The 26,521-nt window shown below is 61.1% G+C and carries 17 protein-coding genes; 10 read left to right on the forward strand and 7 right to left on the reverse strand.

What is annotated here, in order from left to right:
• Nucleotides 1-2 precede the first annotated feature (2 nt).
• Together ACIPV6_RS10330 and ACIPV6_RS10335 are read right to left on the reverse strand one after the other, a co-directional pair.
• Nucleotides 3-170, reverse strand: a complete 168-nt coding sequence (locus ACIPV6_RS10330) for a hypothetical protein (RefSeq protein WP_400270785.1) — start codon at nucleotides 168-170, stop codon at nucleotides 3-5.
• A gap of 38 nt (nucleotides 171-208) precedes the next feature.
• Nucleotides 209-1,918, reverse strand: coding sequence for a glycoside hydrolase family 43 protein (locus ACIPV6_RS10335; RefSeq protein WP_400270786.1), 1,710 nt, complete (start codon nucleotides 1,916-1,918; stop codon nucleotides 209-211).
• Between the two features lie 283 nt (nucleotides 1,919-2,201).
• On the opposite strand from ACIPV6_RS10335, the gene ACIPV6_RS10340 reads away from it, so the two are divergent.
• The 8 genes from ACIPV6_RS10340 to ACIPV6_RS10375 all read left to right on the forward strand — a co-directional run bounded on the left by ACIPV6_RS10340 (nucleotide 2,202) and on the right by ACIPV6_RS10375 (nucleotide 15,970).
• Complete coding sequence (locus tag ACIPV6_RS10340) at nucleotides 2,202-3,233, forward strand: LacI family DNA-binding transcriptional regulator (RefSeq protein ID WP_400270787.1); 1,032 nt, start codon at nucleotides 2,202-2,204, stop codon at nucleotides 3,231-3,233.
• A gap of 889 nt (nucleotides 3,234-4,122) precedes the next feature.
• On the forward strand, nucleotides 4,123-6,939 hold the full coding sequence (locus ACIPV6_RS10345; RefSeq protein WP_400270788.1) for a family 78 glycoside hydrolase catalytic domain: 2,817 nt from the start codon (nucleotides 4,123-4,125) through the stop codon (nucleotides 6,937-6,939).
• A complete protein-coding gene (locus ACIPV6_RS10350) occupies nucleotides 6,936-8,435 on the forward strand; it encodes a glycoside hydrolase family 43 protein (protein ID WP_400270789.1) in 1,500 nt (499 codons plus the stop codon). The genes ACIPV6_RS10345 and ACIPV6_RS10350 overlap by 4 nt, the downstream gene beginning before the upstream one ends.
• A gap of 4 nt (nucleotides 8,436-8,439) precedes the next feature.
• On the forward strand, nucleotides 8,440-10,185 hold the full coding sequence (locus ACIPV6_RS10355; RefSeq protein WP_400270790.1) for a DUF5605 domain-containing protein: 1,746 nt from the start codon (nucleotides 8,440-8,442) through the stop codon (nucleotides 10,183-10,185).
• A gap of 96 nt (nucleotides 10,186-10,281) precedes the next feature.
• A complete protein-coding gene (locus ACIPV6_RS10360) occupies nucleotides 10,282-11,529 on the forward strand; it encodes an MFS transporter (protein ID WP_400270791.1) in 1,248 nt (415 codons plus the stop codon).
• Between the two features lie 224 nt (nucleotides 11,530-11,753).
• Entirely contained in the window at nucleotides 11,754-13,277 is a 1,524-nt protein-coding gene (locus tag ACIPV6_RS10365) for a DUF5605 domain-containing protein (protein ID WP_400270792.1), read from the forward strand.
• Between the two features lie 91 nt (nucleotides 13,278-13,368).
• Complete coding sequence (locus ACIPV6_RS10370; RefSeq protein WP_400270793.1) at nucleotides 13,369-15,153, forward strand: hypothetical protein; 1,785 nt, start codon at nucleotides 13,369-13,371, stop codon at nucleotides 15,151-15,153.
• A gap of 61 nt (nucleotides 15,154-15,214) precedes the next feature.
• Nucleotides 15,215-15,970, forward strand: coding sequence for an SDR family NAD(P)-dependent oxidoreductase (locus ACIPV6_RS10375; RefSeq protein WP_400270794.1), 756 nt, complete (start codon nucleotides 15,215-15,217; stop codon nucleotides 15,968-15,970).
• Nucleotides 15,971-16,160: 190 nt separating this feature from the next.
• On the opposite strand, the gene ACIPV6_RS10380 is transcribed toward ACIPV6_RS10375, so the two are convergent.
• The 5 genes from ACIPV6_RS10380 to ACIPV6_RS10400 form a co-directional block, all read right to left on the reverse strand.
• Nucleotides 16,161-18,197: a beta-galactosidase gene (locus tag ACIPV6_RS10380; protein ID WP_400270795.1), complete on the reverse strand. Its 2,037-nt coding sequence runs from the start codon at nucleotides 18,195-18,197 to the stop codon at nucleotides 16,161-16,163.
• Nucleotides 18,198-18,259: 62 nt separating this feature from the next.
• The gene (locus ACIPV6_RS10385) at nucleotides 18,260-18,385 is read right to left on the reverse strand and encodes a LacI family DNA-binding transcriptional regulator (protein WP_400270914.1); all 126 of its coding nucleotides are present in this window, start codon (nucleotides 18,383-18,385) and stop codon (nucleotides 18,260-18,262) included.
• Between the two features lie 17 nt (nucleotides 18,386-18,402).
• Entirely contained in the window at nucleotides 18,403-19,605 is a 1,203-nt protein-coding gene (locus ACIPV6_RS10390; RefSeq protein ID WP_400270796.1) for a glycoside hydrolase family 1 protein, read from the reverse strand.
• Nucleotides 19,606-19,994: 389 nt separating this feature from the next.
• Nucleotides 19,995-21,509, reverse strand: coding sequence for an MFS transporter (locus ACIPV6_RS10395; RefSeq protein ID WP_400270797.1), 1,515 nt, complete (start codon nucleotides 21,507-21,509; stop codon nucleotides 19,995-19,997).
• Between the two features lie 245 nt (nucleotides 21,510-21,754).
• Nucleotides 21,755-22,345 (reverse strand): TetR/AcrR family transcriptional regulator, encoded by a 591-nt coding sequence (locus ACIPV6_RS10400; RefSeq protein ID WP_400270798.1) that lies wholly within the window; start codon nucleotides 22,343-22,345, stop codon nucleotides 21,755-21,757.
• A 238-nt stretch (nucleotides 22,346-22,583) separates the two neighbouring features.
• Here ACIPV6_RS10400 and ACIPV6_RS10405 point away from each other — a divergent pair, with 238 nt between their 5' ends.
• Nucleotides 22,584-24,623: a hypothetical protein gene (locus ACIPV6_RS10405; protein ID WP_400270799.1), complete on the forward strand. Its 2,040-nt coding sequence runs from the start codon at nucleotides 22,584-22,586 to the stop codon at nucleotides 24,621-24,623.
• 117 nt (nucleotides 24,624-24,740) lie between these two features.
• Nucleotides 24,741-26,480, forward strand: a complete 1,740-nt coding sequence (locus tag ACIPV6_RS10410) for a DUF5060 domain-containing protein (protein ID WP_400270800.1) — start codon at nucleotides 24,741-24,743, stop codon at nucleotides 26,478-26,480.
• Nucleotides 26,481-26,521: the final 41 nt, after the last annotated feature.

The following is a 26,521-nucleotide window of genomic DNA, read 5'->3' on the forward strand; positions in this document are numbered from 1 at the left end:
TTCTAGCTTCCGACCTTGGTGACGACGATGTGGGTGGGGGTGCACTTGTAGTTGGGTGCGGGGGTGATCAGGTGTGCCACGGATTGCGGGGCGACGCAGAGGGTGAGCAGCCGGTTGCTGGTTACAGTGGGTGGTTCACGGACCGGGCGCCGGTCCGCCGGACGAGCCACGAGTCGGTAGTCTCCCGGCCGGACACGTGCTACCGGTCCTAGCGCTGTTCACGTTCCGTATCGTGGTGTATGAGGGAAAAGGCGCGGAAAGTGGCGGTCCGTGTTTTCCTTACACCGTCTGTTGCTGCCATGCCCACGAAAGTTCCGGTGAATCCTCCTGCCATCTCGTCAGAGAGGTGGGAGATATCGATGGGCGAGCCCAGCGTCGCCCACGACTGTCCCTCCGGGGCAAACCAGAACTGGACGTTGCCGGCCCTGATTTCGGCGCGTAGGCGGATGTCCTGCTTCGATTCAACAGTCTTCTCTTCGAGGGGAAACTCAAATTTCTGGCCCCCCCTGGCCAGCACGACGCCAACAACATGGCTGCCTCGTGCTTCGTCCCAGGTCAAGCGGGCATAGGCGAAGTTCAGGTTGTCGTAGTAAATAGTCAGGCCGGCCGTCTGGGAAAAATGAATCGGGTTAAACCGCAACAGCGTCTCCGCGTCGGCGTTGAACTCGCACAGCCTCGTGGCGATGAGGGAAGGATCAAACCTTGAAAATAGTGAGTCCCGGCCCACGAGCTGTAGACCGTCCTTTCCGGTTTGGCACCACAAAGGGGACGCTGGGCCACGCAGTGAAGCAAACTGCCGGGTGAGGCCGCCGTCAAACGTCGTCGCCAGGTTTCCGGACGGGTTTCCGGGAGCGGTTTCCCGGACTGTGTAAGTTTCCGAGGCGAGGTTTCCCTCAGCTTGGAGCCTCAGCCATCCGTCGTCGGTCCATGTGACGTTTTGAAGCGAGGTTTCCCGACCCAGCGGGGAAAGCTTGGTGCCCGGAAGGGTTCGCGAGGAGAGGTGTGCAACGTACCAGTCGCCGTCGGGGGTTTCCACCAGGCTCCCATGTCCTGCCTTCTGCAGGCGTGTGGCCGGGTTGAAGTACTCCTCCCGCAGATAGGCCCGGTTGTCTCGGCCGAAGTACGGCAGTGGCCAGCTGGTGATGAAGGGACTCTTCGGGTCGGGTTCATATGGTCCCTCGACGACCTTTGACCTCGCCAGGCAGACTCCGTGCCCAAATCCGGTTCCTCCTTCAGCAGTCATCAGGTAGTAGTACTCATCCTTCTTGTACAGGTGCGGGCCCTCGGCCGCTCCGCGGTCCGTTACGCCGTGGTTGATGCGGATGGGGTCTCCCACGTGTCCGCTGGCTGCATCGAATGACTGGATGACGATCCAGCCCGGATGCTCGCGTCCATCGCGGGTCTCCCACTCCAGGGTGACCAACCATTTAGATCCGTCGTCATCGTGGAAAAGTGAAGCATCGAAGCCCACACTCGTCAGATATAGCGGTTCCGACCAAGGGCCGGAAATATCATCTGCCCATATGACGTAGTTGTCGACATCGAAGACTTCGGCTACCTGGCTCTTCATGATGGAGAAGACAAGATAGAAACGGCCCGTCGTAGGGTCTACGCTCAAGCAGGGCGCCCAGACGCCTCCCGACGCGGGCACCCCCCGCAGATCAATCCGGTCGTCTTCTACCGCGTGGCCCACAAGCTCCCAGTTGGCGAGGTCCTTCGAGTGATGGATCTGGACGGCCGGAAACCACTCGAACGTCGAGGTGGCCATGTAATAGTCATTTCCACGACGGACGATCGACGGGTCTGGGTTAAAGCCACGGAGCACGGGATTCTGGATCTTCGCTGCGGCTGCCGTTCTGTGCAGTGCGCCCGTTCCGGCGGTCAGAACCGCCGTTTCCTCCGCTGCGGTCCGGCTCATGCTCCGATCACTCCCTTGCTGACCAGACCGACGGACCGCCGGACACCAGCGACCGCCGTGTTGTGGGGATCTTCTGCGCACTCCATGATTCTCCTTCTGCGTGCCGAAGTTTTCGAAACTTTTTCGAAATTGCTGCTCATTTTGCCGCCAGAAGGTTAGTCGGCGTAGGCGAATCGGTCAACAGGGGAACATTGAGTAGCAAACAGAGCATTAAGCGTGAGTGATATCCTTGGCCGTCATTACGAAACTGTTGCGGGACTGTTGGAAAGAATTGGAGGCAGGCTTGAGGAAAGCTAAGCCGGCGAGCAGCCCGGGGCGTGCGACCCTGAACGAAGTCGCTGGACTGGCGGGGGTTTCCGTTAGCACGGTATCCAAGGTTCTCAACTTGCGTCATGACGTGTCGGAAGAGACGCGTCAGCGGGTGATGGAAGCTGCAAAGGCGCTCGAATACTCCCCGACCACTTTTCGTTCGAACTCCCAAATCCCTGCAGTTGACGTCGTTTTCGACAGCATTACCAACCCCTACTCCACTCAGATCCTCGAAGGCGTCGTTGCCGGGGCCACCGACAAAGACGTTGATGTGGTGGTCAGGATCATTCCCCCTGGGGCAAGCGAGGATGCCGGCTGGGGTCGCGAGGTGCGAGCTAAAGGCCGTATGGGCCTGATTGTCGTGACGTCGCAGATGACTAGTCAGCACCTGCGCGCACTGGCCCGCGCTTCAGTTCCACTGGTAGTAGTTGACCCAATAAATTTCGCTCGACCAGATGTTGTCAGCGTAGGTGCGACAAACTGGGCCGGTGGTCTTGAAGCGGGGAAACATCTCATTGACCTTGGTCACCAGCGGATGGGATTCATCGGCGGCCCGAGGACTTCGGGTTCCAACCAGGAGCGCTACCACGGGTTTCGGGCAGCTCTGGAGAGTGCCGGTCTTGAGCTTGATCCTGTTTTGGCCTCTTGGGGAACCTTTACCTACGAGTCAGGTATAAAGTGGGGCAGTAGGCAGCTTCAGCTAGACAATCCGCCAACGGCAATTTTCGCCGGTTCGGACACGATAGCCCTTGGCGTAATTGAGGCGGCGAGATCGCTTAGTCTCGCTGTGCCCGACGAGCTGAGTATCGTCGGTTTTGACGATACCCAGCTTGCGTCATGGTCATCGCCGCAGTTAACTACGGTCCGACAGCCGTTGGAAGCCATGGGGCGCATGGCGCTTCGAACTGTGCTGCAGCTACACAAAGGTGATCCCCTGGAATTCAGGCACATCCAACTCTCCACCTCGTTGGAAATCCGAGCGTCAACGGCAGCCCCACCCCAGTAGTACCCGCCTACCGCACGAGCACCCGAGTCGGAATCGCCAAATTTCTCGGGGTAGCTAGCTGCTGCCTGATGTTTCGACGGGGTTCTGGCGCATGGATGTCCTCCGGCGGAAGGGGCTCACAGTCCTCAGGACGAGTAGCCCAGGCCATGCGTTCGGACTAGTTTCTTCCGGCCCGATCGGGCAACAGTGACGTTCCCGGGATGCCACCAAGCGACCGGGCGCCGCCGTTGTAGTAGACGCCAACGGGGACCCCCGTGCAGCGTGTGTGTATGTGGCTTGAGGTGCTCAACCTATAGGCCAAGTAAGGAGGGTGAAACGATCCGGGCATGAAGATCCGGACTTTTCTCGACTATTCGTCGGGGCAGTGCTCCGTCCTGCATAAGCCAGAGAATGCTGCCATCTGCAGCAACGGTCTCGACCCTTCCACGGTCAAGGAGTCTTCCGCCATCATAAAATTCCACATCGCAGCCCCGTAATGCGGTCCAGTCGTCAGCTGGTTTCCAAGGAGCCCATACGCCCTCTGTCAATGTTTTCCTCCTTTATTTGTCGTCTCGACCTCTCTCCGGGGAGGTGCGTGGACCAGCGGGGGAGGGGAGAAGATCCGCATGGATAGCGACTCTGCTCGAGGCGGGCTGTAGCGAGATCTGCAGCAACATCCGCAGGGTAGAACAAGAATATGAGCGCTAACAATTTTGGTCAACCGGTTGATTTGTTTATGCATTTATCTCGACGCCTGGAGGGGGCGACCCCTGGGATGCTTGGGCAAGCCCCACCATTGACGTCGAATCCCGCACGTCATACCATTTTCTAAATAACGTTTCACGGACGACGTCTCTGCGGACCATCTGGCCGGGGGTCCGCCCGGATTAAACCCTACGGAGACACACTTATGGCGCTGGCTTACGCTCCCGACGCACCCCGGTTTGAGCACCGCACCGAAACGGACATTGTCCTTGGCATAGGAACCGGCGCTCCGCGCCTGTCGTGGGCGGTCACCGAGGCTGAGCCAGGATATGCGCAGACTGCTTACCAGCTCGAGGTGACGCGTGACGGGGTTTCCGAGGTGTTCACAGTGGAGAGTCCTGAGCAGGTTCTTGTGCCATGGCCGGCCCGCGCACTGAGTTCCCGGGAGCAGGCCAAAGTAAGGGTTCGTGTTGCCCACGCCGGGAACTGGAGCGGATGGAGTGAACACGCCATCGTTGAAGCGGGGCTGCTTGAAGCAAGCGACTGGATCGCCGATTTCATCACCCCGACTGATCTGGGCAAACCCGACATGCCCGCGCCGATCCTCTCCGGGTCCATCGACATTCCCGGCGAAGTCAGCAAGGCGCGCCTCTATGCCACTGCCCACGGAATCTACAGCGGCACCTTGAACGGGAAACCGATCGACGACAGCGTCCTGGCTCCGGGCTGGACATCCTACGAGAACCGACTCCGGTACCACACCTATGACGTCACGGCCCTGGTGCGCAAGGGCATCAATACGCTGGACATGCTGCTGGGCAACGGCTGGTTCCGGGGTCGGCTTGGCTTCGAAAACAAGAAAGCACTCTACGGCGACCGGCTCGCCGTGCTCGTCCAGCTCGAGGTCATCACAACCGACGGGGCAGCATATGTCCTGCTATCGGACGGTTCGTGGACGGCCACGAACAGCAACATTCTGGCCGACGACCTCTACGACGGCCAGCGGACCGACCTAAGAATCTCCATTGCCAGTGCCCCAGCGACAGGAGGGGTCGAAACGATCAAGGTGGATCCTTCCCGTTTCGTCGCCCCGGAAGGTCCGGCCGTGCGGCCTACGGAAGTTATCCCCGCGGTCTCAGTCTTCACGTCCCCCGCAGGGCAGACATTGGTGGATTTTGGCCAGAATCTCGTCGGCTGGGTCCGCCTTCGAACACATAACCTGCCAGCTGGTTGCGAAGTCATCATCCGGCACGCCGAGGTCCTGGAAAACAGCGAACTCTGCACAGAACCCCTGCGCTCGGCGCAGGCAACAGACACCTACCTCGTTTCCGGCGCTGAGCAGGAAACGCTGGAGCCGTCCCTCACCCTCCACGGGTTCCGCTACGCACAGGTCAACGGTGTCCCGGATCTCAAGGCCGAAGATATTGACGCTGTCGTGATCGGCTCCGACCTTCGGCGCACAGGCTGGTTTACATCATCGAACGAACTGCTCAATAGGCTTCACGAGAACGTTGTGTGGAGCATTCGGGGCAACTTCGTCGACGTTCCCACTGACTGCCCTCAACGCGATGAACGACTCGGCTGGACCGGTGACATCCAGGTCTTCGCGCCCACGGCCTCTTTCCTGTTCGACACAGCAGGCTTCCTCAACACCTGGCTTGCCGACCTGGTAAGCGAACAGTTGCCCGACGGCTCGGTCCCGCACGTCATACCCGATGTCGTCCATTCAGACCTGACCAACACCCCCACGGCGGCTTGGGGAGACGCCGCCGTGCTCATTCCTTGGACGCTCTACCAGCGGGCGGGGGACCAGCAGATCCTCGAACGGCAGTACAGCAGCATGTGCGCGTGGGTGGATAAGGTCTCGGAACTGGCGGGCAACGACAGGCTGTGGACCGGCGGTTTCCAGTATGGTGACTGGCTGGACCCCAGCGCACCGCCGGAGGACGCCGCCCGCGCCCAGACAGATCCCGACGTGGTCGCGACAGCCCATTTTGCCCGTTCCGCCGAGGTTCTGGGCAAAGCTGCCGCGGTCCTGGGCCGTGATGACGACTCCGCCCGCTACACCAAGCTGGCAAGCGAAATCCGTGCCGCGTTTGCCCGGACCTATGTTACGCCGGCCGGACGGATCCTTTCGGATACGCAAACCGCTTATGCGATGGCCCTCGAATGGGCGTTGCTGCCAAGTGAAAACCAGCGGCAGGAAGCAGGCAGGAGGTTGGCTGACCTGGTGCGGGTGAGCGGTTTCCGTATCAGCACAGGTTTCGTTGGCACGCCGCTGGTTTGTGACGCCCTCACTTCGGCCGGCCACGTGGACACCGCCTACCGGCTCCTGCTGCAAACAGGCTGCCCGTCGTGGCTGTACCCGGTGACCATGGGTGCAACCACTATCTGGGAACGCTGGGACAGCATGCGGCCGGACGGCAGCGTCAACCCGGGCGGCATGACATCGTTCAACCACTACGCTTTGGGTGCGGTCGCTGACTGGATGCACCGCAGCCTGGCCGGCCTCGCTCCTGCCGCACCCGGGTACCGCGCGCTGGAGGTTCGGCCTTTCCCGACAGCCGCCCTTACTTACGCATCCGCCCGGCACCTCACCCCGTACGGGGAGGCAGAGGTCAAGTGGGAACGCGCCGGCGGTCGGCTCGCACTGAGGGTCAAAGTACCCGTGGGTGCCACGGCGGCCGTGCACGTTCCAGGTTCATCCGAGACGGAGACCGTGAGCCACGGCGTGCACACCTGGGATGTCGCGGACCCGACTGCGGGCGCCGGGAACCGTTCGGCCGCCACCATTCGTGATGTGCTGGACTACCTGCCCGACACCTGGTCTGCTGTGGTGGCTGCCGCCGTTGAAACCGGCATCACCCCTGAAGGTGAAGCGCAGGCAGCGGACAAGATCAGCCGGTACCTGGATGAGCCGGCCAGCAAACTCGGAACGGCGCTGGTGCCCGAACCCTGGATCAGCGCCAAGGTGCCCCTGCGGGAACGTGTGGCCGAAATCCTGGCAGCATCGACGTCATGAGCGGACCGAACCTGACTGCCAGCTCTGCTCTGCAGCCGGTCCTGCCCGGCTTCTACCCAGACCCGACAATCTGCAGGGTCGGGGAGGACTACTATCTGTCCACGTCGAGCTTCGAGTATTTTCCGGGCGCCCCCGTCTTTCACAGCCGTGACCTCGTTTCGTGGGCTCAGATCGGCCATGCGCTGGACCGCAGGAGCCAGTTCCGTCTGGGCAATGCGCTGCCGTCCACGGGCATCTACGGTTCAACGCTGCGCCACCACAACGGCACGTTCTGGTTCGTCACGACAAACGTCAGCGACTACGAAGCCGGCCAGGTCCTTGTGCACGCCGAGAACCTGGCCGGTCCCTGGAGCGACCCTGTTTTTGTGAGCGGCGCCGTGGGCATCGACCCGGACTTATGCTGGGACGACGAGGGCACCTGCTACCTGAGCTGGAAGGCCATGAGTTTATCCGAAGGCGAAGTCGGCATTCTGCAGGCGCGCCTGGACACCGACAACGGCAACCTGATCGGTGAACCGTACCCCATTTGGCAGGGCAGTGGCCTGGGCGCTGTTGAGGCTCCGCACCTGTACCGCATCGGTGAGTACTGGTACCTGCTGTTGGCCGAGGGAGGCACTGAACGGGGGCACTGCGTAACCGCGGCCCGGAGCGCCCATCCATCCGGTCCATTTGAGCCATGTCCGAACAACCCCGTGTTCACGCACCGAAGCCTCATCCATCCCGTACAAAACGTCGGCCACGCCGACCTCGTCCAGACAGCCAGCGGAAACTGGGCAGCCGTCTATCTCGGCGTCCGGCCCCGGGGGTCAACCCCGGGATTCCATGTCCTCGGCCGGGAAACCTTCCTTGCCGGTGTTGACTGGGTGGACGGGTGGCCAGTCTTTAATGAGGCACGCTTCGAAGTTCCCGTCACTGACACCGCCTTCGAGGAGGATTTTGCGTCAGACGTCCTGGACGCCAGGTGGGTGGTGCCTGCCGGTGAACCTGAGAACGTGGTCGTCCGGGATACTGGTGGCGGCATCCAGTTAAAGCCGCTGCCGGACGGATCGCCTGGGCTGCTATGCGCACGGATCCGCGATCTCAGCTGGGCCGCCGAAGCCACAGTAGAGGACGCCGGCAGCTTAGTGCTGCGGATCGACGACCGATACTGTTTCGGGCTGACGCTCGATGGTGGACAGGTCTCGGCCTGGGCCCAGCTGGGGGACATGCGGCATTCGACAGGGCAACGGTCCGTTCCCGCGGACGGGCCGGTGGTCCTCAGTTTGAAAAGCGTTCCGGCGTCTTCACCTCCTGTTCCACTCGGGCACGGGGGTCCGGACGACGTTGTCCTCTCCGTCATGGAAGGGTCCGGACCTGTTGAGCTCGGAAGACTGGATGGGCGCCACCTCTCCACGGAAGTGGCATCCGGATTCACAGGCCGCATGCTTGCCCTGCAGGCTGTCGACGGCACGGGCACCTTCCGGCCCGTCAAATACACACCAATCACGCGGAATTGAGTCGATGCCATTCACGCGCCAGGCAACCCTGGCAGACATCCTGGCCGATCCTGAAGCGTCGGCTATTCTCGACCGGCACTTTCCCGGTTTCCTGACCTGGAACGACTGGTCACTCTCGCCGCTTGCGAAGTTGGACGAAGTCGCGCATTGGGCCCGCGGAGTAGGGGAGCCAAGCCCCGTCCTGGATGCCCTGTGGGCCGATCTGGGTGCTTTGGATTCCTCCCCGGCGCCCCGGGCAGTTGCTGCGCTGCCTGCACTAAACGCGGGCTACGAGGATGGCGAGAATACAGGCGGGTCGGTTCACGTTGTTTCCGTGTCTGCGGCGCAGCAATGGGATGTGGCGGAAGTTGTTCTCAGTGGACCGGCAGAGGGAAATCCCTTTACCGACGTGGAGCTGGAAGCAATTTTCTGCTGCGGCCAGGAAGCCGTCCGGGTAGGCGGCTTTTACGACGGGGACGGGACTTACCTGATCAGGTTCATGCCCCCGTGCCCCGGACCGTGGACTTTCACGACCAGGTCCAACGTTGCTTCGCTCAGTGGAGCCACCGGGATCTTTAATGTGACCGAGCCGCACGGGGACAACCACGGCCGTGTGGTCGTCAGGGATAAATTCCACTTTGCCTACGAAGACGGCACGCCGTACCTTCCTTTTGGAACGACTGCCTACGCCTGGACAAACCAGGCAAGGGACCTCCAGGAGCAAACATTGGAGACGCTCGCCGGGGCGCCATTCACAAAGATCCGCATGTGCGTCTTTCCGAAGTCCTACTCGTACAATTCCAATGAACCCATCGACTATGCCTATGCGCGGACTGCCGACGGCGGCTGGGACTTCAGCCGGTTCAACCCCGCCTTCTTTCGGAACCTGGAACAGCGGATTCTTCGTCTTCAAGAGCTTGGCATCGAAGCAGACCTGATCCTGTTCCATCCTTACGACCGGTGGGGGTTTTCCGACATGCCGGCGTGGGCGGACGACATGTACCTCAGCTATATCGTGCGTAGGCTCGGAGCATTCCGAAACATCTGGTGGTCCCTGGCCAACGAGTACGACTTCATGGGGACTAAGGACGAAGAGGATTGGGAGCGCTTCGCGGCGGTCGTCGGCCGCGAAGATCACGCAGGCCACCTCATCTCGATCCACAATGGAGCGACTTTCTACGACTACTCACGGCCGTGGGTCACGCACTGCAGCATCCAGCGGACCGACAACTACCTTTCAGCTGAGAATACGGTGGGATGGCGCCTGCAGTGGGACAAGCCTGTCGTCATCGACGAGGTCGGCTACGAGGGCGATGTTGCCGAAGGATGGGGCAACCTGAGCCCGCAGGAACTTGTGCGCCGCTGCTGGGAAGGTGCGGTCCGGGGCGGATACGTCAATCACGGCGAGACCTATCTGGCCGAGGACGAGGTCATCTGGTGGGCCAAAGGCGGCGTTCTTAAAGGCGAGTCGCCCGACCGTATCGGGTTCCTCGGCCGTTTGGTCGCCGAAGCGCCCAGCGGACGGTGGGACCCGCTGCCCGGTGACTGGGACTCGCGTACAGGCGGAGATGCCGATCACCGCATCATCTACCTTGGAGTCGGCCGGCCCCACTTCCGTTCCGTGCTGGTCCCGCCCGGGTCAGCCTGGCACATAGATGTCATCGACACCTGGAACATGACTATCGAGACGTTGCCTGAACCCGTGGAAGGGCGGGTTGTAGTCGATCTTCCTGGGCGTGAGTACATGGCCATCCGCGTCCGACGCGCATAAAGCTGCCCGCCCGCGGGCTTCACAAACCTAACGGCCCACAGGGCTACTGTTCCGCAGTCTTCGCGGCAGGAAACATCAATCTTGTGAGGAAACAGGATGACTTCTTCCGTGAACCCGGACCAGACGAGAGTGGAAACCCGTCGGACCTCATCCGACGGTTTTCCACTGTCCGGACTGCTCGCCCTCTCGGCGGCGATCTTCATCTCCATGACCACCGAGTTCCTTCCCGGTGGGCTGATCCCACTGATCGCCGCCGAGTTCGACCGCGCCCCGGCAGAGGTGGGCAATCTCATCACCGTGTTCGCACTCACGGTCATACTGACGGCGGCCCCACTGGCCCTTCTCACCCGGCGCGTTCCGCGCAAAATGATGGTCCTGATTGCCTTCGCCCTGGTTGGCGCCGGAAACATCGTCACAATCGTTGCCACCACCTTCGAAATGTTGCTGGCAGCGCGCGTCTTGGGAGCACTCGCCCATGGCGCTTTCTGGTCGGTCGTGGCCGCTTACCCTGCATATCTTCTTCGCCCCGCCCAGCTGGGAAAGGCAACGGCCGTCACCGCAGCGGGCGGCTCTGTAGCCGGTGTGCTCGGAATACCCATTGGAAATGCTCTGGGACAGGCGTTTGGCTGGCGTGTAGCGTTCGGCGTGCTCGCAGTTCTGGTCGTCATCGTCTGGCTACTGATTGCTTGGAAGCTGCCAGTGATTACAGCTCCGGAGGCACATTCGCCTAGTAGTCCGCCGGCCCGCGCCACCAAGGACAGCACGCTGCCGGCAGTCCTCATCATCTGCCTGCTCATCATCCTGGTAGTCGCAGCGCAGAACAGCTTTGGCACGTTCAACGTGGTGTGGCTGCTGGATGTCGTGCACATGCCCGCGGCGGCAGTACCGGTCATTCTCCTCATCGGGGGAGCGGCCAGTGCAGTCGGAGTAGCAGTCACCGGCGCCCTCTACAGCATGTTTCCAATCCGGCTGTTCATGGGGGCCCTGATTGCCCTGATCGCCCTGCTGGCGGTAATGCCAACTGCGGCCGGATCCCAACCTGCAGTATGGATCCTTTCGGCAGTAATGGGGGCGGTATTCGGAGGAGTGCCGGTCATGCTTCAGACCCGCATGCTGTGGGCGGCGTCGCCAAGCATCCGTGGCACCGCCGCGGCTTTGCAAACCACGGCGTTCAACGTGGGCATCGGCGGCGGCGCATTCCTCGGTGGCGTACTTATCAATCAAACGGGCCTTGGGGCTCTTCCGTACTGGGCTGCCGCGGTCATGGTGCTTGCCCTGACGGCAGCGGTGTCCTGGGAAGCCCACGTCAACCGACAACTCAACAAGAACGGTACGGAATCATGACCTTTATGGACGACCAGACACGAACGCGCGACATCCTGCATAACGCATCAGGACGTTCAGCCCTTGAAAAAGCGCTACCCGACGTCGTCAGGAACGCCGACAAAATGGGTGGGGCTATAGACCTCCCCATCGCGGCCCTAACAACGCTCTTCAAGGTAAAAGCCGATGTTCAAGACGAATTATGGGAGAGCCTTTCGAAGGTAGCCGTCCCGGACCGTGTAGAGGTGGAACCAGTTACACAGAACCCGGAGTACGAAGGCGATGATGTTCCCCTCACTTCAGCCAGTCTAAAGTCGCCTGATTCCGCGAAGGTCAACAGTCCGGTGGAACTGGTGTTTGAAGGCCCCTCCCACGGGAACCCCTTCACCGACGTAGAGCTGCACGCATACTTCACACTCGATGGACATGAAGTCCGCGTTGGCGGCTTCTACGATGGCGACGGCCGCTACATCATCCGGTTCCTCCCCGAAAAGACAGGCACATGGCAGTTTCGGACGCGCTCCACAGCCCGTTCCCTCGACGGCCATAACGGCGAACTCGACATCGAAGCCTCCCCAGCGCGAGGCCGCGTCAAAGTGGCTGACAGCTTCCACTTCTCGTACGAGAACGGTGAGGTCTACCGGCCCGTAGGGACCACCCTCTACGCGTGGACCCACCAGACCCCTGAGCTTCAGCAGGAAACCCTGGAGACACTCACGTCGAGCCCCTTTACCAAGGTCCGTATGTGCGTGTTTCCCAAGGCCTTCATCTTCAACGACAACGAACCGGACCTCTATCCGTTCGAGCGTAATGGCCAGGGCTGGGACACGGAAAAGTTCAACCCGGCCTTCTTCCAGCATCTGGAAAACCGGGTCCAGGACCTGGGCGAACTCGGCATTGAAGCAGACATCATCCTGTTCCACCCTTACGACAGGTGGGGATTCCAAGACCTCGGAAAAGCGGCCGATGAGCGATACATTCGTTACCTCGTCCGCCGTCTCGCCGCCCTGCCCAACGTTTGGTGGTCGTTGGCTAACGAGTACGACTTCGTGACAACCAAACGCCGCGAGGATTGGGACCGGTTTGGGCGGATCGTGGTGGAGGAAGACCACGCAAGCCACCTCCTCTCCATCCACAACGGCACCCGGTTCTACGATTACTCGGCGAACTGGGCCACCCACTGCAGCCTTCAGAAGGTGGATTACTACAAGACTGCCGAACTCGTTCAGGACTTGCGCGACAAATGGGGCAAACCCGTCGTCATGGACGAGATCGGATACGAAGGCGACCTCGAATACGAATGGGGAAGCCTCAGCCCCACTGAGGTGGTCCGCCGCGCCTGGGAGACAACGCTCAGGGGCGGCTACTACACCCACGGAGAAACCTACTACGAAGACAACGACCAGCTGTGGTGGGCCAAGGGAGGCCGCCTCGTTGGCCACAGCGTCGACCGGATCGCCTTCCTGGACAGGCTCAGCAGCGAGTCTCCCACAGGCCGGCTGGAGCCCATTTTCTCCTTGTCACCTACACCTATCAGCGGAGTGAAGGGCCAGTACGAGATCCACTACAACGGCTACAGCCAGCACAAATTCCGCACCATCGACGTCCCTGACGGGTGCGCAGCGGAGATCGACGTCATCGACACGTGGGCGATGACCATAGAGACACTTCCCGAAAAGTTCCATGGCAGGCAAACAGTACAGATGCCAGCCCGCCCTTACATGGCTCTACGCATGCGCGTAGTCGACACGGCCCCCTCGAAGGCCTAATCTCTTCAACCGTTTGCCGGCGTCTCCGACCGAGCACGGCGCCCCGGACCTGAAAGGCGTAAACATGTCCTTATCACCTCATCCACAAATCGTGAACTTACCGCATTCAGTCCGGGCGCGCTTGTCGCCACCGGTGAAGCTGCTCAGCGCAGGCCCATGGTCCGCCCGTCTGGTCGGCGATGAACTCGCGCACATCAGTTATGCCGGGCAGCCGGTGCTCCGTGCCATCAAGGCCGTCGTGCGGGACCACAACTGGGGCACTGTCCCGCCATCATTGGACACGGTGGAAGTCTCGCAGGGAGACAAGGGGATGGACGTGCGCTGGAGCGTTACATACGCCGGTGCGGGGATCCACTACGACGGCAGCCTAACCGCCAAGTTCACCACCGAAGCGGTAGAGGTCGGGTTCACCGGTAAAGCAGTGCAGGCCTTCCAAAGCAACCGCATCGGACTCGTGGTCCTGCACCCGCCCACGGATGCCGGCAAAGACATTACCGTGGACCACACTGACGGAAGCAAGGAAAACGCCCGCTTCCCCGTCGACATCAGCCCCCACCAGCCCTTCATGGACATAGCGGCGCTTGAATGGCGTGATGCCGGGACCGGCTTCCGGCTGTCCTTCAGCGGTGACGTGTTCGAAACTGAAGACCAAAGGAATTGGACCGACGCATCGTTCAAGACATACAGCACGCCACTGTCCAGACCCTTCCCACGCAACATAGGGGCCGGTGACACCGTTCAGCAATCGATCCGCCTCGAGGCATCCCCGTTAACTCACCCAACCGGGGCCCATACCTACACAACCGCTGACGGCGGCTATGGCGACGACAAGCCACACCGCATCCAAGTCACTCTGGGAAGCTCCGCGGGACGAGTCCCCGGGCTTGCCCTGGCAGCAGCCTCCCCCCAACATACTCCGGCGGTGATTCCCGGCTTGGAAGGCCTACTCGTTGAACTTGTCGAGACGCCCGGCGTTGCTTCGGTAACCGACTGGGCCGCCAAACTCAGGGCTGCTGCTGACTACGCAGCTGGATGTGGGGCTGGACTCGACATCAGAGTCGTTTCCTCCACCCCTGCCCGAACGATCCCTGACCTTGCCCCGTTCCTCCCGCGGACCATCCGGCTCGCTGCCTTCCACCCGGCCTCACACGCGACCGACCCGGACACCTGGCAGGAATTCACAGAGATGGCGCGGGCTGCCGGGTTCACCGGCAGTTTCCTTGCCGGCGCACGCTCGCACTTCACCGAACTGAACCGCAACAGCTCCAGACTCCCGGACGGCGACGCACTGACGTTCAGCATCACACCCCAGATGCACAGCACGGAAACAGCACACATCATCGACAGCGTTCCGATGCAGGCCCTCACAGCCAAGAACGCCCGAAGACTGGGCAAGGGGAAACCCCTGCACATCGGGCCGGTAACTCTCCTGCCGCGTTTCAACGCAGTAGCAACGTCGGCCGACGCATCCGTGGCCTTAGCGGACGAGTTGCAGAACCATCCGTTCACGGCAGCATGGACAGTAGCAAGCATCGCCGCGCTGACTCTGCACGGCGTCGAATCCATCACGTACTACACGGCCTCAGGCCCGGCCGGTGCCACGGTCGTCGAAGGAGTTCTGAACCCGGCCGGCCAGGTGATCAAGGAAATCGCTGGGCACCGCGGCAACTCGGTGCTCGGGGTTGAACTCGAGACGGACCTTCCCGTCACGGTGTACCCGATTGTGGGACCCGAAGGGCTGACCATCTTCACAGCCAACCTTTCACCGTCAACCGTGGAACTGGCCATCGACAACAAGACCGTACTCACAGCACCCCGGACCGCGAGCACTACGCTCGAACCGTACACGGCCGGGATTCTACGGTTCACCCTCTGAACGCATCGTAAAAGTACCGGCTTTTCAGCCGGGCCCAACCATATTGAAAGGAGACCTTCCCATGGGTCTGCGACTTGAAAACAAAACGGCGCTCGTGACCGGAGCCGGTTCAGGGATCGGTCTTGCGGTGGCGCAGCGCTTCGTGGCCGAAGGCGCAACAGTCTACTTCGGCGACATCAACGTCACCGCAGCGGAAAAAGCTGCGGCAGCTACGGGCTCCGACGCCGCCATTGCCGTGCACATGGACATCTCCAATGAGGGGAGCGTGGAAGCTGCCTACTCTCTCATCACAACCAACGGCAATCTGGACATTGTCGTCGCTAACGCCGGCGTGCAGCTCTTCGGCCAGGACGCCAAGGTCGGCGACCTGGACTTGGCGGTGTGGGAGAAAACCGTCAGTATCAACCAACGGGGGGCGTTCTTGACGCTGAAGCACGCTGTCCGGGCCATGGAGCGAACCGGAGGTTCGATCATTTGCACCGGCAGCCCCACAGCCGTCGTGGCGTGTGGCCAGACCTTTACCGCCTACACCAGTTCCAAAGCTGGAGTCCACGGGCTGGCCCGTGTCGTCGCGGCAGATTACGCGCACGCCGGCATCCGTGTGAATACCGTAGTGCCGGGATACACCGAAACACCCCTGGTGCAGACGATCGCCAATGACCCCGTGAGCCGTGCCGGTCTCGTCGACTCAACCATGTTCGGTCGTCCCGGAACCGCAGCAGATGTGGAGGGCATCATGGTGTACCTTGCCAGCGATGATGCAGCGTATGCAACAGGTGGCCTCTTCACCGTCGACGGCGGTCTCACCGCCCTTTAACAGCTGCCCGGCAAGCTAGCGCGTGATGCCGATGGAAGCGTTTGAGACGGTGCCCGATCGAGTGCTTCTATCGGCCGCTATCTCGTGGCGACCTCGACCGTCCGGCCGAAATAGAAGTTGAAAAAAGTGCTGTCTTCGCATTTGAAGGAATGAACGAAGACAGCACTTTTTGAAATCCAGGGCCCGGAATCTACTTGGCCACGAGGACTGCGAGGTCCCAAGGGCCGATTCCCAGGTTGCCACCAGCCGTGAGCTCGGAGTCGGTGATGATGTTGCGGGCCGGATGTGGCGATCTGATCTCAACGGTTTCGCTCGAATAGTTGAGCAGATACGTCACTGATTGGCCGCTTTGGTTGGTCCCGCGGCGCACGGTGATACTGCCGGCAAGTTTCTGGGCCCAGTCCTCGACGCCAGCTTCCTGAACAGCCACTCTCAGTATGTGCTGCAGTGTCGCTGGTGAGGTCATCGTCCCGATGTGGAAGGCCGTTCCTGCTCCAAAGCGGTTGCGTGTAACTGCGGAGTATCCGCCCCACGCGGGATGGTCATAAGAGACAAGGGTCTCGGCACTGGTGGCGGTCAGCAGTTCCATAAAGGTGCGCGCGGGATCCATTCCGGGTGCGTCCTTTAGATCATGGTGGGTTTCTAACTGTACGTTTTCTGGGATGGTGAACTGGTTGTAGGTGCATCCCAGGACGTCGGTGAGCCCGTGGGGTGCACGGTCGTGCCAGACTTTGGTGTACTCGTCAGCCACCGCGGTGCGGAATGTCGTTACGAGGGTTCCACCATCGTGGGTGAAGGCGGCCAAACGTTCGGAAACGGAATGATCAGCCGTGTAGAGGGCGGGAACCAACAGCAGATCGTAGCGGCCAAGGTCATCGTCTTCGGTGCTGACAAAGTCCACCTCCACGTTCAGGTCGAACAGCGCGTCGTAGACCCAACGGAGAACGTCGTTGTAGGAGGTCCCGGGTGATTGCTGGTTGTCTGGGAAACCCGTGTCCAACGTGAACCATTTCAAGGCGGTGAGTGCTTCATTGCTCACCATGATGGCGGTCCGGTTGTTCTTGCGAAGATGGACCAGTGATTCCCGGAGCGATTCAATTTCGCGGCCAATCACTCCTGCCTCTTCATATGTCGGGTTGGCGGCCAGATCGTGGCTCAGCACCCCTTTCCAGTACGTTTCGAAGGAGTTGTGGATGGAGTGCCAGTGCCAGTACATGACACCGTCGGCGCCGCTGGCCAGATGGCTGAAGGCCTGCAGGCGCAGTTGGCCCGGATAGGGGAGCCAGCCTACTTGCCCTTGTGCTTGGGTCTCCAGGACGAGGTAGTTCGCCCCGCCCTTGATGGAGCGGGTCATGTCCCCGCCGAAGGCGATTTCCTTTCCAGTGAGATGATCCTGGGTTGGATGATAGATATCCACGCCCGCGACATCGACCGCGGATGCTGCCGTGAAGTGGTTCACCGAGGGCTGCAGCCCGTAGGACCACCCGGGCGCCCAATCGAAGTCGAAGTTTTGGGTGACGAATTGGTCCGGGCGTGAATATTCCCGCACGAGGGATGACTGCCAGGAGAGGAACTGGTCGACCAGGCCGCGGCGGAACTTGTCGAATTCTGCTGCCAGCGACCCGTTAATGGTTCCTCGCACGTCCGGAAAGTCCTCCCAGGCGTCAACACGGTTTGACCAGTAGTCCAGGCCGAAGGCCATGTTGAGCGCGCTCAGGTCGTCCTTAAATTGGTTACGGAGGTATTTGACGAACATACGTTGCACGTCCGGCGAAGCGACGTCGTGGTATTTGGTCTCGTTGTCGATCTGGAAGCCGATGACACCTGGCCGATGCGCGGTCCGCTCCATGAGCTTGCGAATGACCCGCTCGGCGTGGAAGAGGTAGGCCGGGTCAGTGATATTCATGATCTGGCGGGCGCCGTAGCGGCCTGGACCCGCGTGGGTTGTCGCCAGCACGGAGGGGTGGGCCGCGACCAGCCATGCGGGAACGGCGTACGTCGGGGTACCAACAATAATGTTGATGCCGGCCTCTTCGAAAGCGTCAAGCGCCCGGTCGATATGCGTGAAGTCGAAGACGCCAGGCTGGGGTTCGAGCGTGCTCCACGTTGATTCTGCAATCCGGACGGTGTTGAAACCGATCTTCTTCATCATTTCTATGTCCGTAGAAATGCGGTCCGTGGGCATGTATTCGTCGTAATAGGCCGCGCCGAAAAGGAACTTATCCAACCAAATCTCCTTAGTGGTGGTTGAGCGACAGGCCGGGATCGCCGGGCCGCTGCGCTCGGAAGTCAGCCCACATCGCGTACTGCAGCGCATACCTTCGCAAGGGCCGCGGAACAGACCTTAGTGGGCTTGCTTCGGGCACAGGAAACAGTAGCGATGGCGACTCCGGCGCGTGCCGCGACGTCGTGCATAGTGGGACGCCGCTTGCTCACGCAAGTGAACTTCGCGCGGCTCCAACGGTGGGACGGAGCAGCCGACCGGTTCGGGCGACCTCACCCAACCAGAAGGCGCCTGGCTTCGGGGTGCGCTCAAATGTTACGGGGTCCCAAGCGATGAGGCCGAATGTTGGTGCGAAGGATCCCCATTCATAGTTGTCCAACGCCGACCAATGCAGGTATCCCTGCACGCAGATGCCGTCCTCCATCGCCTTGTGCAGTCCGCTCAGGGCGTCGTAGGTGTAGTCGATGCGCCGGCTGTCGTCGGCTGTAGCAATCCCGTTTTCGGTCACCAGGACGGGCGTTCCATCGGTCAGCTTCCAGGCATGCCGGGTTGCGTTTTCCAGTGCCGGGGGAAAGTATTCCCACCCCATCTGCGTCGTCGCGGCATCTTCCGGGACGGGGACGGGGCCGTTGTCGTCGATGAACGTGCGCAGGTAGGCCTGGACTCCGATGTAGTCGTCGTCCCTGGCCGCCTCCAGGAAGACGTCCTCGCGGGGGTAGCGGTAGGCGGCCATTGCTTCTTCATGCCCCGGTACTGCATGGTAGGCCTGCCCGGCGATGGACCATCCGACGCGGATGCCGGGTACACGGTGGAGCAGAGCGCGGGCCTTATGGTGGGCGGCGATGACATTCTCGGTGACAACTGGGTCCGGGTCCGGCTGAGACGAAGCATCGAGGGTTGCGCCTTGGGAATCATGGGCCATGGCCAGCATGTTGGGTTCATTGATCGTGCAGACCCACGTCACTCCGTCGAGGGTGGGCAGAAGGTATTCCACGTAGCGTTGAAAGTATTCAACGACAGCCGGGTTGCGCCATCCTCCCTCGGCTGCGACCCACTGTGGGTTTGTGAAATGGTGGAGCGTGACGACGGGTTCCAGCCCATGCTGGCGGCACAGATCAATCATTCTCCGATAGTGCAAGGCCGCGGCCCTGGAGAAGCGGCCCTTGGCCGGCTCGATTCTCGCCCACTCAATGCTGAACCGGTAGGACGTCAATCCCAACTCTGACATGAGCCGGATATCTTCCGGGTACCGGTGGAGGCTATCGGCAGCGTCACCGCTGGGCTCCTGGATGGCCCCGCCGGGCCGGTGTTCACGTTCCCACCAATCGGAGTTGACGTTGTTCCCTTCAATTTGGTGGGCGGCTGTGGCTGCTCCCCAAAGGAAGTCGGTTGGGAATGCAAGATCAGTCATGGAATGCTCCGTAAATCGGTGGGCGGCAACGAACAAAATGAACCGTGTCCAGCGGTTCGGAAAATTGGCCTAGTGTGCCGATCGGCCCGGGCATCAGTCCGGGTATGCAGCAGTGGCTGCCTTTGTTTGCCAGGACCGGTGCTTTCTCAGCGCTTAGATGGGTCAGCTGAGGTGATTCACGCAAAAGGCCGGGAGCCACCGACTTTCGGAGTCGGGAAGCTGTGTGGAACTTACGGGAGTCCCCGACGCGCTGCCGTAGACGATAAAACAGGGGGAAGGGTCCGTCTGTGACGGACGCCCGTGATGGCCTGTGGGGACTTGGGGTTCCCACAGGCCATCATTTGGACGCCCCTGGCTCGACGGTTGCCAGCGAGGAGGAACGTTCGGGTCTACTTTTTGCGGAACCACCCTGGCTTGGCTTCGCTGTTCTGACGCACGATCTCGATGGCTTCGGTTCCTGTCAAAGGTGCGCCGGGGATAATTTCGGACTGCATGTCGATTTCGCGGCGTGCCAGGACCTCTGCGCTGATGGCCTTCATGTTGTGTTCGAGGCGGTGGTAGAACAGTGCCAGTACACCCACGGCCACGGCGAAGATGGCAGGGATCCAGCTGCTGGTTGCGACGATGCCCTGAAGCGCAGACTGGGACTGGATGTCGGCCGACCCGACGTATCCGGTCAGTGCCAGGACCACACCGGTGATACCTGCGGCAAGGGCCTGGCCCACGGTGCCGGCGAAGGAGAAGAAGGCGCCGCCCACGCTCTCGAGGCGCCGGTTCCCTTTCCATTCGTTGTAGGTTGCGTTGTCGATCACCAGGATGGGTGCGAGGAAATTGAAGGGCAGCGCGGCAAGAGCTGTCAGTACCGAGGAAACCATGATCAGCGGCAGGTTGTCGCCCGCGAACATCAGGATGAGGAAACCGACTGCGCCGATGAAACTGGACACGGCAATCATGTGGGAGACCGAGAACTTCCGCAGCAGTTTGGGGAAGAAGATCATCAGCGGGATGAGCACCACAAAGGAAATGGACACTGCGCCCATCAGACCAAGGTTCCCAACGACGTAACGGAAGTAGTACGTCATGGCCGCGACGCTGGAGTAGATACCCACGATGAGGGAGATTGCCGAAAGCATCCACATGTAGCGGTTGGATTTGAGTACATGCACGATGTCACGGAGGCGGACGGCCTGCGTGGCAATCTCTGCAGCCTGGGCCGATTCCCGGAAGACCCAGAAGCGGATGAGCCCCACAACGGCTGCTGGGATGGCGACGCAGATGACCACCAGGGCCCATGCTGAAGGGTCTTTGCCAGCTGCCTGGATGGCCATCGGCATACCGACCGTGATCAGAATGGCAACGAGCACGGTAACCAGGCCGGTCTTGGCCGCCACGTCGGTGTAGTGCTCGCGCTTGGGGAACACGCGTGCGGTGAAAAGCGGGTTGTTCGCGTTGTACAGCGGCATGAAGAGCGCTGTGAGCAGAATATAGGACGTGAACAGCCATATGTATTTGGCCACTTCGTTCATGTTGCCCGGGACGGAGAACATGAGTGCGGTGGCGGCCCAGCAGAGGATCACGACCAGTTCGAAGGGACGGGCCTTGCCTAGCTTGGTCTCTGGCGCCCGGTCAACGATGTAGCCGGCGAAAAGGGCACCGGCTGCGTCCACGACCTTGGCCGCGACCAGGAGCCCGCCCACGATTGCTGGGTTGAGCTTCAAGGTGTCGGTGGCGTAGATCGTGAAGTACCCGATGAGCACTATGAGGGCATTCATCGAGAAGGCATGCGCGGACCACGGAACGATTTTCTTGAGGGGCACGCGGTCTTTGCGTGCCTCTGTTTTTGCTGCCGCGCGTTCAGCCTTGCTGGGTTTGGTGCGTGGAGGGGCGGTGCTGCTGGACGTCATTGTCTGTCCTTTCCCTGACCGGTCGGTGCCGGGTGAAGGGTGAGATGCGATTGGAGGAGGTGAGGCTCATCACGTCTGAGTCTCCCGCTGATCGAAAATCGTATGCCATCCGGGATTCGCGGTCAAGACCCTTTTGGGAATTGCCACCTCAGGGGCGGATGGGCGCGCGCCTGTACCTGAATCGCCCGAATGTTTGCGCTAGCAAAATGGGCCGGCCACTCTCAGGACTACAGAGGGTGCGCTACTCAGCTGTCGAGGCCGAGGCTCTTGAGAAGGTAGGCCATGTGCCCGCGGATATCGACCTTTTTGTCATACATCCACTGGATGCGGAGTCCGTCCCAGCTGGCGTAGACGAGATATGCGATGGCGTTGGCGTCAACGTCGTTGGACATTTGCCCACGCTCCTGCCGGCCCCGCACGGCGGTTTCTATGAGCTGCCGGACAGCGGCGTAGCGGTCCCTCAGGAACTCATGGGCCAGGTGGTCGTTTTCGGTTGCTTCACCGGTCACCCGCAGCGTGAGCTGGGTCATGCCGGGGGATGCGATTTCCGCTTCGACGGCTGCCAGAATGCCGTCCACCAGTTCGTCGGTGAAGTCATGGAGGTCGGGTTTGATCTGCGCCGTGTTCAGCTCGTCCTGGTGCCTGAGGATCTCTGCGAAGAGGGCATCCTTGGAGCCGAAATAGTGCAGAAGGCCGTTTTGGCTGATGCCGACGGCTTCAGCCAGTTCCTTCACCGTCGCCTTTGAGTAGCCGTGGCGTTCAATGACTTCCACCGCGACGTTGAGGATCTCGGCCCTCCGGGCTTTCCCCTTTGCATAAGGGCCTCGTGCTGACATAAGGCCAGTATAAGTGCGAGGCTCTTGTCGGATTGAAAATCGCATGCCATGCTGGATTCATTGAGTTAGTACTTCGGGCAACCGTCCCAGAACAGTGCCACGACGGTCATGTCCTGATGTGAGGATTCAAGGCCAAGGGCCTGAACTCCAAGGAAGGAGTTCAGCGTCGATGCCGTCGTCCCCGCTTCGCCCGTTCGGCACTGCCCCCAATCTTCTTGTAAAGAGAGCGAGTCTCTGCGTGACAATCGACCAGGAACTTAACACACAGCCGTCGCTGCTGGACGCGGCATGGGACTTTAATCCCGGGGATCTCCTGTTTGAGTCCCCTTATGTCGATGTCGATGAATGGCGGGACACTCCTGTGCGCCACAGGTACGTGCACGGTGGCTTTGACGGTACCGACACCAGATTCTCCTTCTACTTCCCTCAAGCGCCCGCTTATGAGGGCAGGTTCTTCCAGCATGTAACCCCTTTCCCGCAGAGTGAGCATCTTGCTCCATCAGTTCCGCTTGAATCGAACAAGATCGTGTTCGCCAATGCCAGCGGAGCCTTCTTCGTTGAGACCAACGGCGGCGGTGAAAAAGCCGGTGATCCGTTCGGGGGCGTCGACCCGGCCATCTCCGCGTACCGGGCCAATGCGGCTGTCGCTCGCTTTGCACGTTCCGTGGCCCAGGCCATCTACGGCGACCACCGCACTTACGGCTACCTCTACGGCGGCAGCGGCGGCGGATACCGGACCATTTCCAGTTCCGAGAACTCCGCAGGCGCGTGGGACGGTTACGTCCCCCACGTCATTGGAAGTTCCATGGCCATTCCCAACGTCTTCTGCGTGCGGATGCACGCGTTGCGTATCCTGCGTGACAAATTCCCGGAAATCGTCGATGCCTATGATGCAGGCGGTGATCCGTCCGCCCTGAATCTGACCGGCCAGGAACGCAGCGCGTTCGAGGAAGTCTCCCGCATGGGATTCCCCGTCAGGTCGTGGTTCGGCTGGAAGAGCATGGACCTTCACGGCTTCAGTGCCCTCTATCCAGGGGTCATCGCCGCTGATCCGTCCTACACTGATGATTTCTGGACCCAACCCGGCTACATGGGCGCCGACCCGGATGCCTCCGTTCACGCTGACAGGATCCAGCTGCCCACCGAAATCGCTGGATTCATCCATGAAGACGCACCCGCCCAGCCTGTATCCGGTGGAGTCGACGAATCGTTCAAACACTCCCGCACCTCCGAACCTTCACGCATTGTCGGACTGCGCCTTGCCGCGGCCCCCACGGGCTGGATCCTTGGGGCGGAACTGCGGATCGTCAGCGGCAAAGCCGCGGGACAGACTTTGAGGCTGTCCGGCGTCGAACACGACATCGCCCACCTTGAGGGCTGGCAGGGATCGGTGCCGGCCGGACTGGAGGTCGGTGATGCGGTGGTGCTGGATAATTCGAGCTTCCTGGCCGTCCAGACCTACCACCGGCATCAGGTCCCCGGCCCCGAGTACACGGTTTGGGACCAGTTCCGCGATGCCGCGGGGGAGCCTGTCTATCCGCAACGTCCGATGCTGTTGGGCCCGCTCATGAGCCGCGGTGCAACGGCTACTCCCATGACCGGTCGGATCGAAGGCAAGATGATCGTTGTGGCTTGCCTGCTCGACCGCGAGGCGTTTCCCTGGCAGGCCGACTGGTATCGGTCTCTGGTGCGTGAGCAGCTCGGTGCTGGCACCGATGAACAATTCCGTCTCTGGTACGTTGACAACGCGCTGCATGGTGATGAAGACCCGCAGGAGTACCCGGCAAGGAGCGTTTCCTATCTTGGTGCGCTGGAAACGGCATTGCGACAGCTGGCGGATTGGGTGGAAAAGGGCATAGAGCCTGCTCCGTCGACCGCATACGAAATCACCGACGGCCAGGTGTCCGTTCCCGGATCGGCGCCGGAACGGGGCGGTGTCCAGCCCGTCATTTCTTTGACCGTCGATGGTTCCGAACGAGCAGATGTGCTGGCCGGTGAATCCGTCTCAATCCGGGTTGAGGCCGAAGCGCCCGAGGGGATCGTCGCCGAGATCCTTGAAGTTTCGACCAGCGTTGATGGGGTGGAAACGCTCGGCGAGCCGTGGGAAATCCGCCCGTCGCAGCGTGTGGTCGTCGAGACGCAGCGCACTTTTGATACGCCGGGTACGCACTTCATTTCGGTGCGCGTCGCTGCCCAAACAAACGGTGACGCTGCATCCCCCCACGCCCTGGTACAGAACGTGGCACGTGCGCGTGTCGTTGTCGCGGCCAAAGCTTAGGAAGCAGATATATCTCTTGCGGGCTGCACGCCGCCTCAAAGGTGCGACCACCGCCGGCCACCTTCACGGCGGCGCGAAGGCACGACTCCACGACTGATCAAAAAGGACACCAAGTACATGGCTTATGCAGATCGCCACACCAAGGTCGCCGTGGTCCTCGCAGACCCAAACGGAGAGCAGGCGCTACGGCGTGCCCTGCCGCAGCTGTTTGCGCAATCCCAGGGCCCATCCGCAGCGCAGGAACTCCTCGTCGGTACCCTGATGGACTACGCCCGGCTGTCCGGAGAAGCGGCGGATCAACTCCTTGCAGACCTCTCCGCCGTACCGGTGGCGGACAAAGCCGAAGAACCTGCCATTCCAACGGACCCGAATTACGAGTCCGACGAAGTCGACCGTGGGTCAGCCCGAGTGACTCTGCCGCAAAATGCTGAACAGAATGACACCTGCGAACTGGTCTTTGCCGGACCCTCGCACGGCAATCCCTTCGTCGACGTGGACCTCACCGCGACCTTCAGGTGCGCGGACCGGACGGTGAATGTCGGGGGGTTCTACGACGGCGAGGGATGCTACAGACTTCGTTTCCTGCCACCGGAACATGGACCGTGGAGCTTTCTCACAACGTCCAACGCCCGCTCGCTTGACGGTATCGAAGGCCAATTCCGCGTGGCCCCTTCGAACCGTCCGGGTCCTGTGCGCGCTGACGGGTGTCACTTCCGCTACGACAACGGCGACCCGTTTATCCCCGTCGGAACAACCCTTTACGCCTGGACCCATCAGGATGATGTGCAGGAAGCACGCACCTTGCAGACGCTGGCGGAGGCACCCTATAACAAGGTGCGGATGTGCGTCTTCCCCAAGCACTACGAGTTCAACTCCGGCGAGCCACCGCGCTACCCCTTCGAACAACTTGCAAACGGACAATGGGACACCACCCGCTTTGACGTTAAGTTCTTCGACCATCTTGAGCGAAGGATCCTCGACTTGGGCAGGCTCGGCATTCAAGCGGACCTGATCCTGTTCCACCCGTACGACCGCTGGGGTTTCCAGAGCCTGGGGGCCGCCGCGGATGACCGCTACACCCAGTACGTCGTGCGACGCCTGGCTGCTCTGCCCAATGTGTGGTGGTCACTGGCCAACGAATACGATCTGATGGCCGACAAACGGGACGAAGACTGGGAGCGCATTGGCCTGACCGTGGCCGATGCTGATCCGGTCGGCCACCTCCTGTCGATCCACAATGGAACCCGGATCTTCGACTTCACCCGCCCCTGGATCACTCATTGCAGCATCCAGAAAACCGATCCGGCCTCGCCGGTGCCTCATATTGAGGAATGGTTTGCGAAATGGTCCAAGCCCATAATCATCGACGAGCTCGGCTACGAAGGAGATATTCAATTCGAGTGGGGCAGCCTCTCCGGTGAGGAACTCGTACATCGCTTCTGGGAGATTGCCGTCCGCGGCGCCTACGCCACCCACGGGGAAACCTTCGCCAACCAAGACAACCTTTTATGGTGGGCAGCGGGTGGAGAACTCGTGGGGAACAGTACCGAGCGGATCCGCCTTCTGGCGCAGATGATCGCTGAATGCCCGACCGGTCATCTCGAGCCGTTGTCCGGTCACTTCCACCTGCGCGGTGCCGGCGTGCGCGGCGTTTACGAACTGCACTATCTGGGGCATTACCAGCCCCGCTCCCTCAAGTTCGACTGGCCGGAGGGCACGACGGCCGATGTCGAGATCATCGACACCTGGACCACGACAGTCGATACCGTACCCGGTGACTTCACCGGCCCCTTCGAACTGTCCTTGCCGGGCCGGCCCAACCTGGCCGTGCGTATCCGACGCCGGCCCAACCTGTAGGCATGTCTTGTGACGGTGTTCCCATGCCCCACTAGCGGCAG

Source organism: Paenarthrobacter sp. NPDC089988 (assembly GCF_044748465.1).
Classification (GTDB): Bacteria; Actinomycetota; Actinomycetes; order Actinomycetales; family Micrococcaceae; genus Arthrobacter.

Coding starts and splice junctions, on each gene's coding strand:
- ACIPV6_RS10335 (WP_400270786.1), bottom strand. CDS start 1,918: ATGAGCCGGACCGCAGCGGAGGAAACGGCGGTTCTGACCGCCGGAACG.
- ACIPV6_RS10345 (WP_400270788.1), top strand. CDS start 4,123: ATGGCGCTGGCTTACGCTCCCGACGCACCCCGGTTTGAGCACCGCACC.
- ACIPV6_RS10350 (WP_400270789.1), top strand. CDS start 6,936: ATGAGCGGACCGAACCTGACTGCCAGCTCTGCTCTGCAGCCGGTCCTG.
- ACIPV6_RS10355 (WP_400270790.1), top strand. CDS start 8,440: ATGCCATTCACGCGCCAGGCAACCCTGGCAGACATCCTGGCCGATCCT.
- ACIPV6_RS10360 (WP_400270791.1), top strand. CDS start 10,282: ATGACTTCTTCCGTGAACCCGGACCAGACGAGAGTGGAAACCCGTCGG.
- ACIPV6_RS10375 (WP_400270794.1), top strand. CDS start 15,215: ATGGGTCTGCGACTTGAAAACAAAACGGCGCTCGTGACCGGAGCCGGT.
- ACIPV6_RS10385 (WP_400270914.1), bottom strand. CDS start 18,385: ATGCACGACGTCGCGGCACGCGCCGGAGTCGCCATCGCTACTGTTTCC.
- ACIPV6_RS10390 (WP_400270796.1), bottom strand. CDS start 19,605: ATGACTGATCTTGCATTCCCAACCGACTTCCTTTGGGGAGCAGCCACA.
- ACIPV6_RS10395 (WP_400270797.1), bottom strand. CDS start 21,509: ATGACGTCCAGCAGCACCGCCCCTCCACGCACCAAACCCAGCAAGGCT.
- ACIPV6_RS10400 (WP_400270798.1), bottom strand. CDS start 22,345: ATGTCAGCACGAGGCCCTTATGCAAAGGGGAAAGCCCGGAGGGCCGAG.
- ACIPV6_RS10410 (WP_400270800.1), top strand. CDS start 24,741: ATGGCTTATGCAGATCGCCACACCAAGGTCGCCGTGGTCCTCGCAGAC.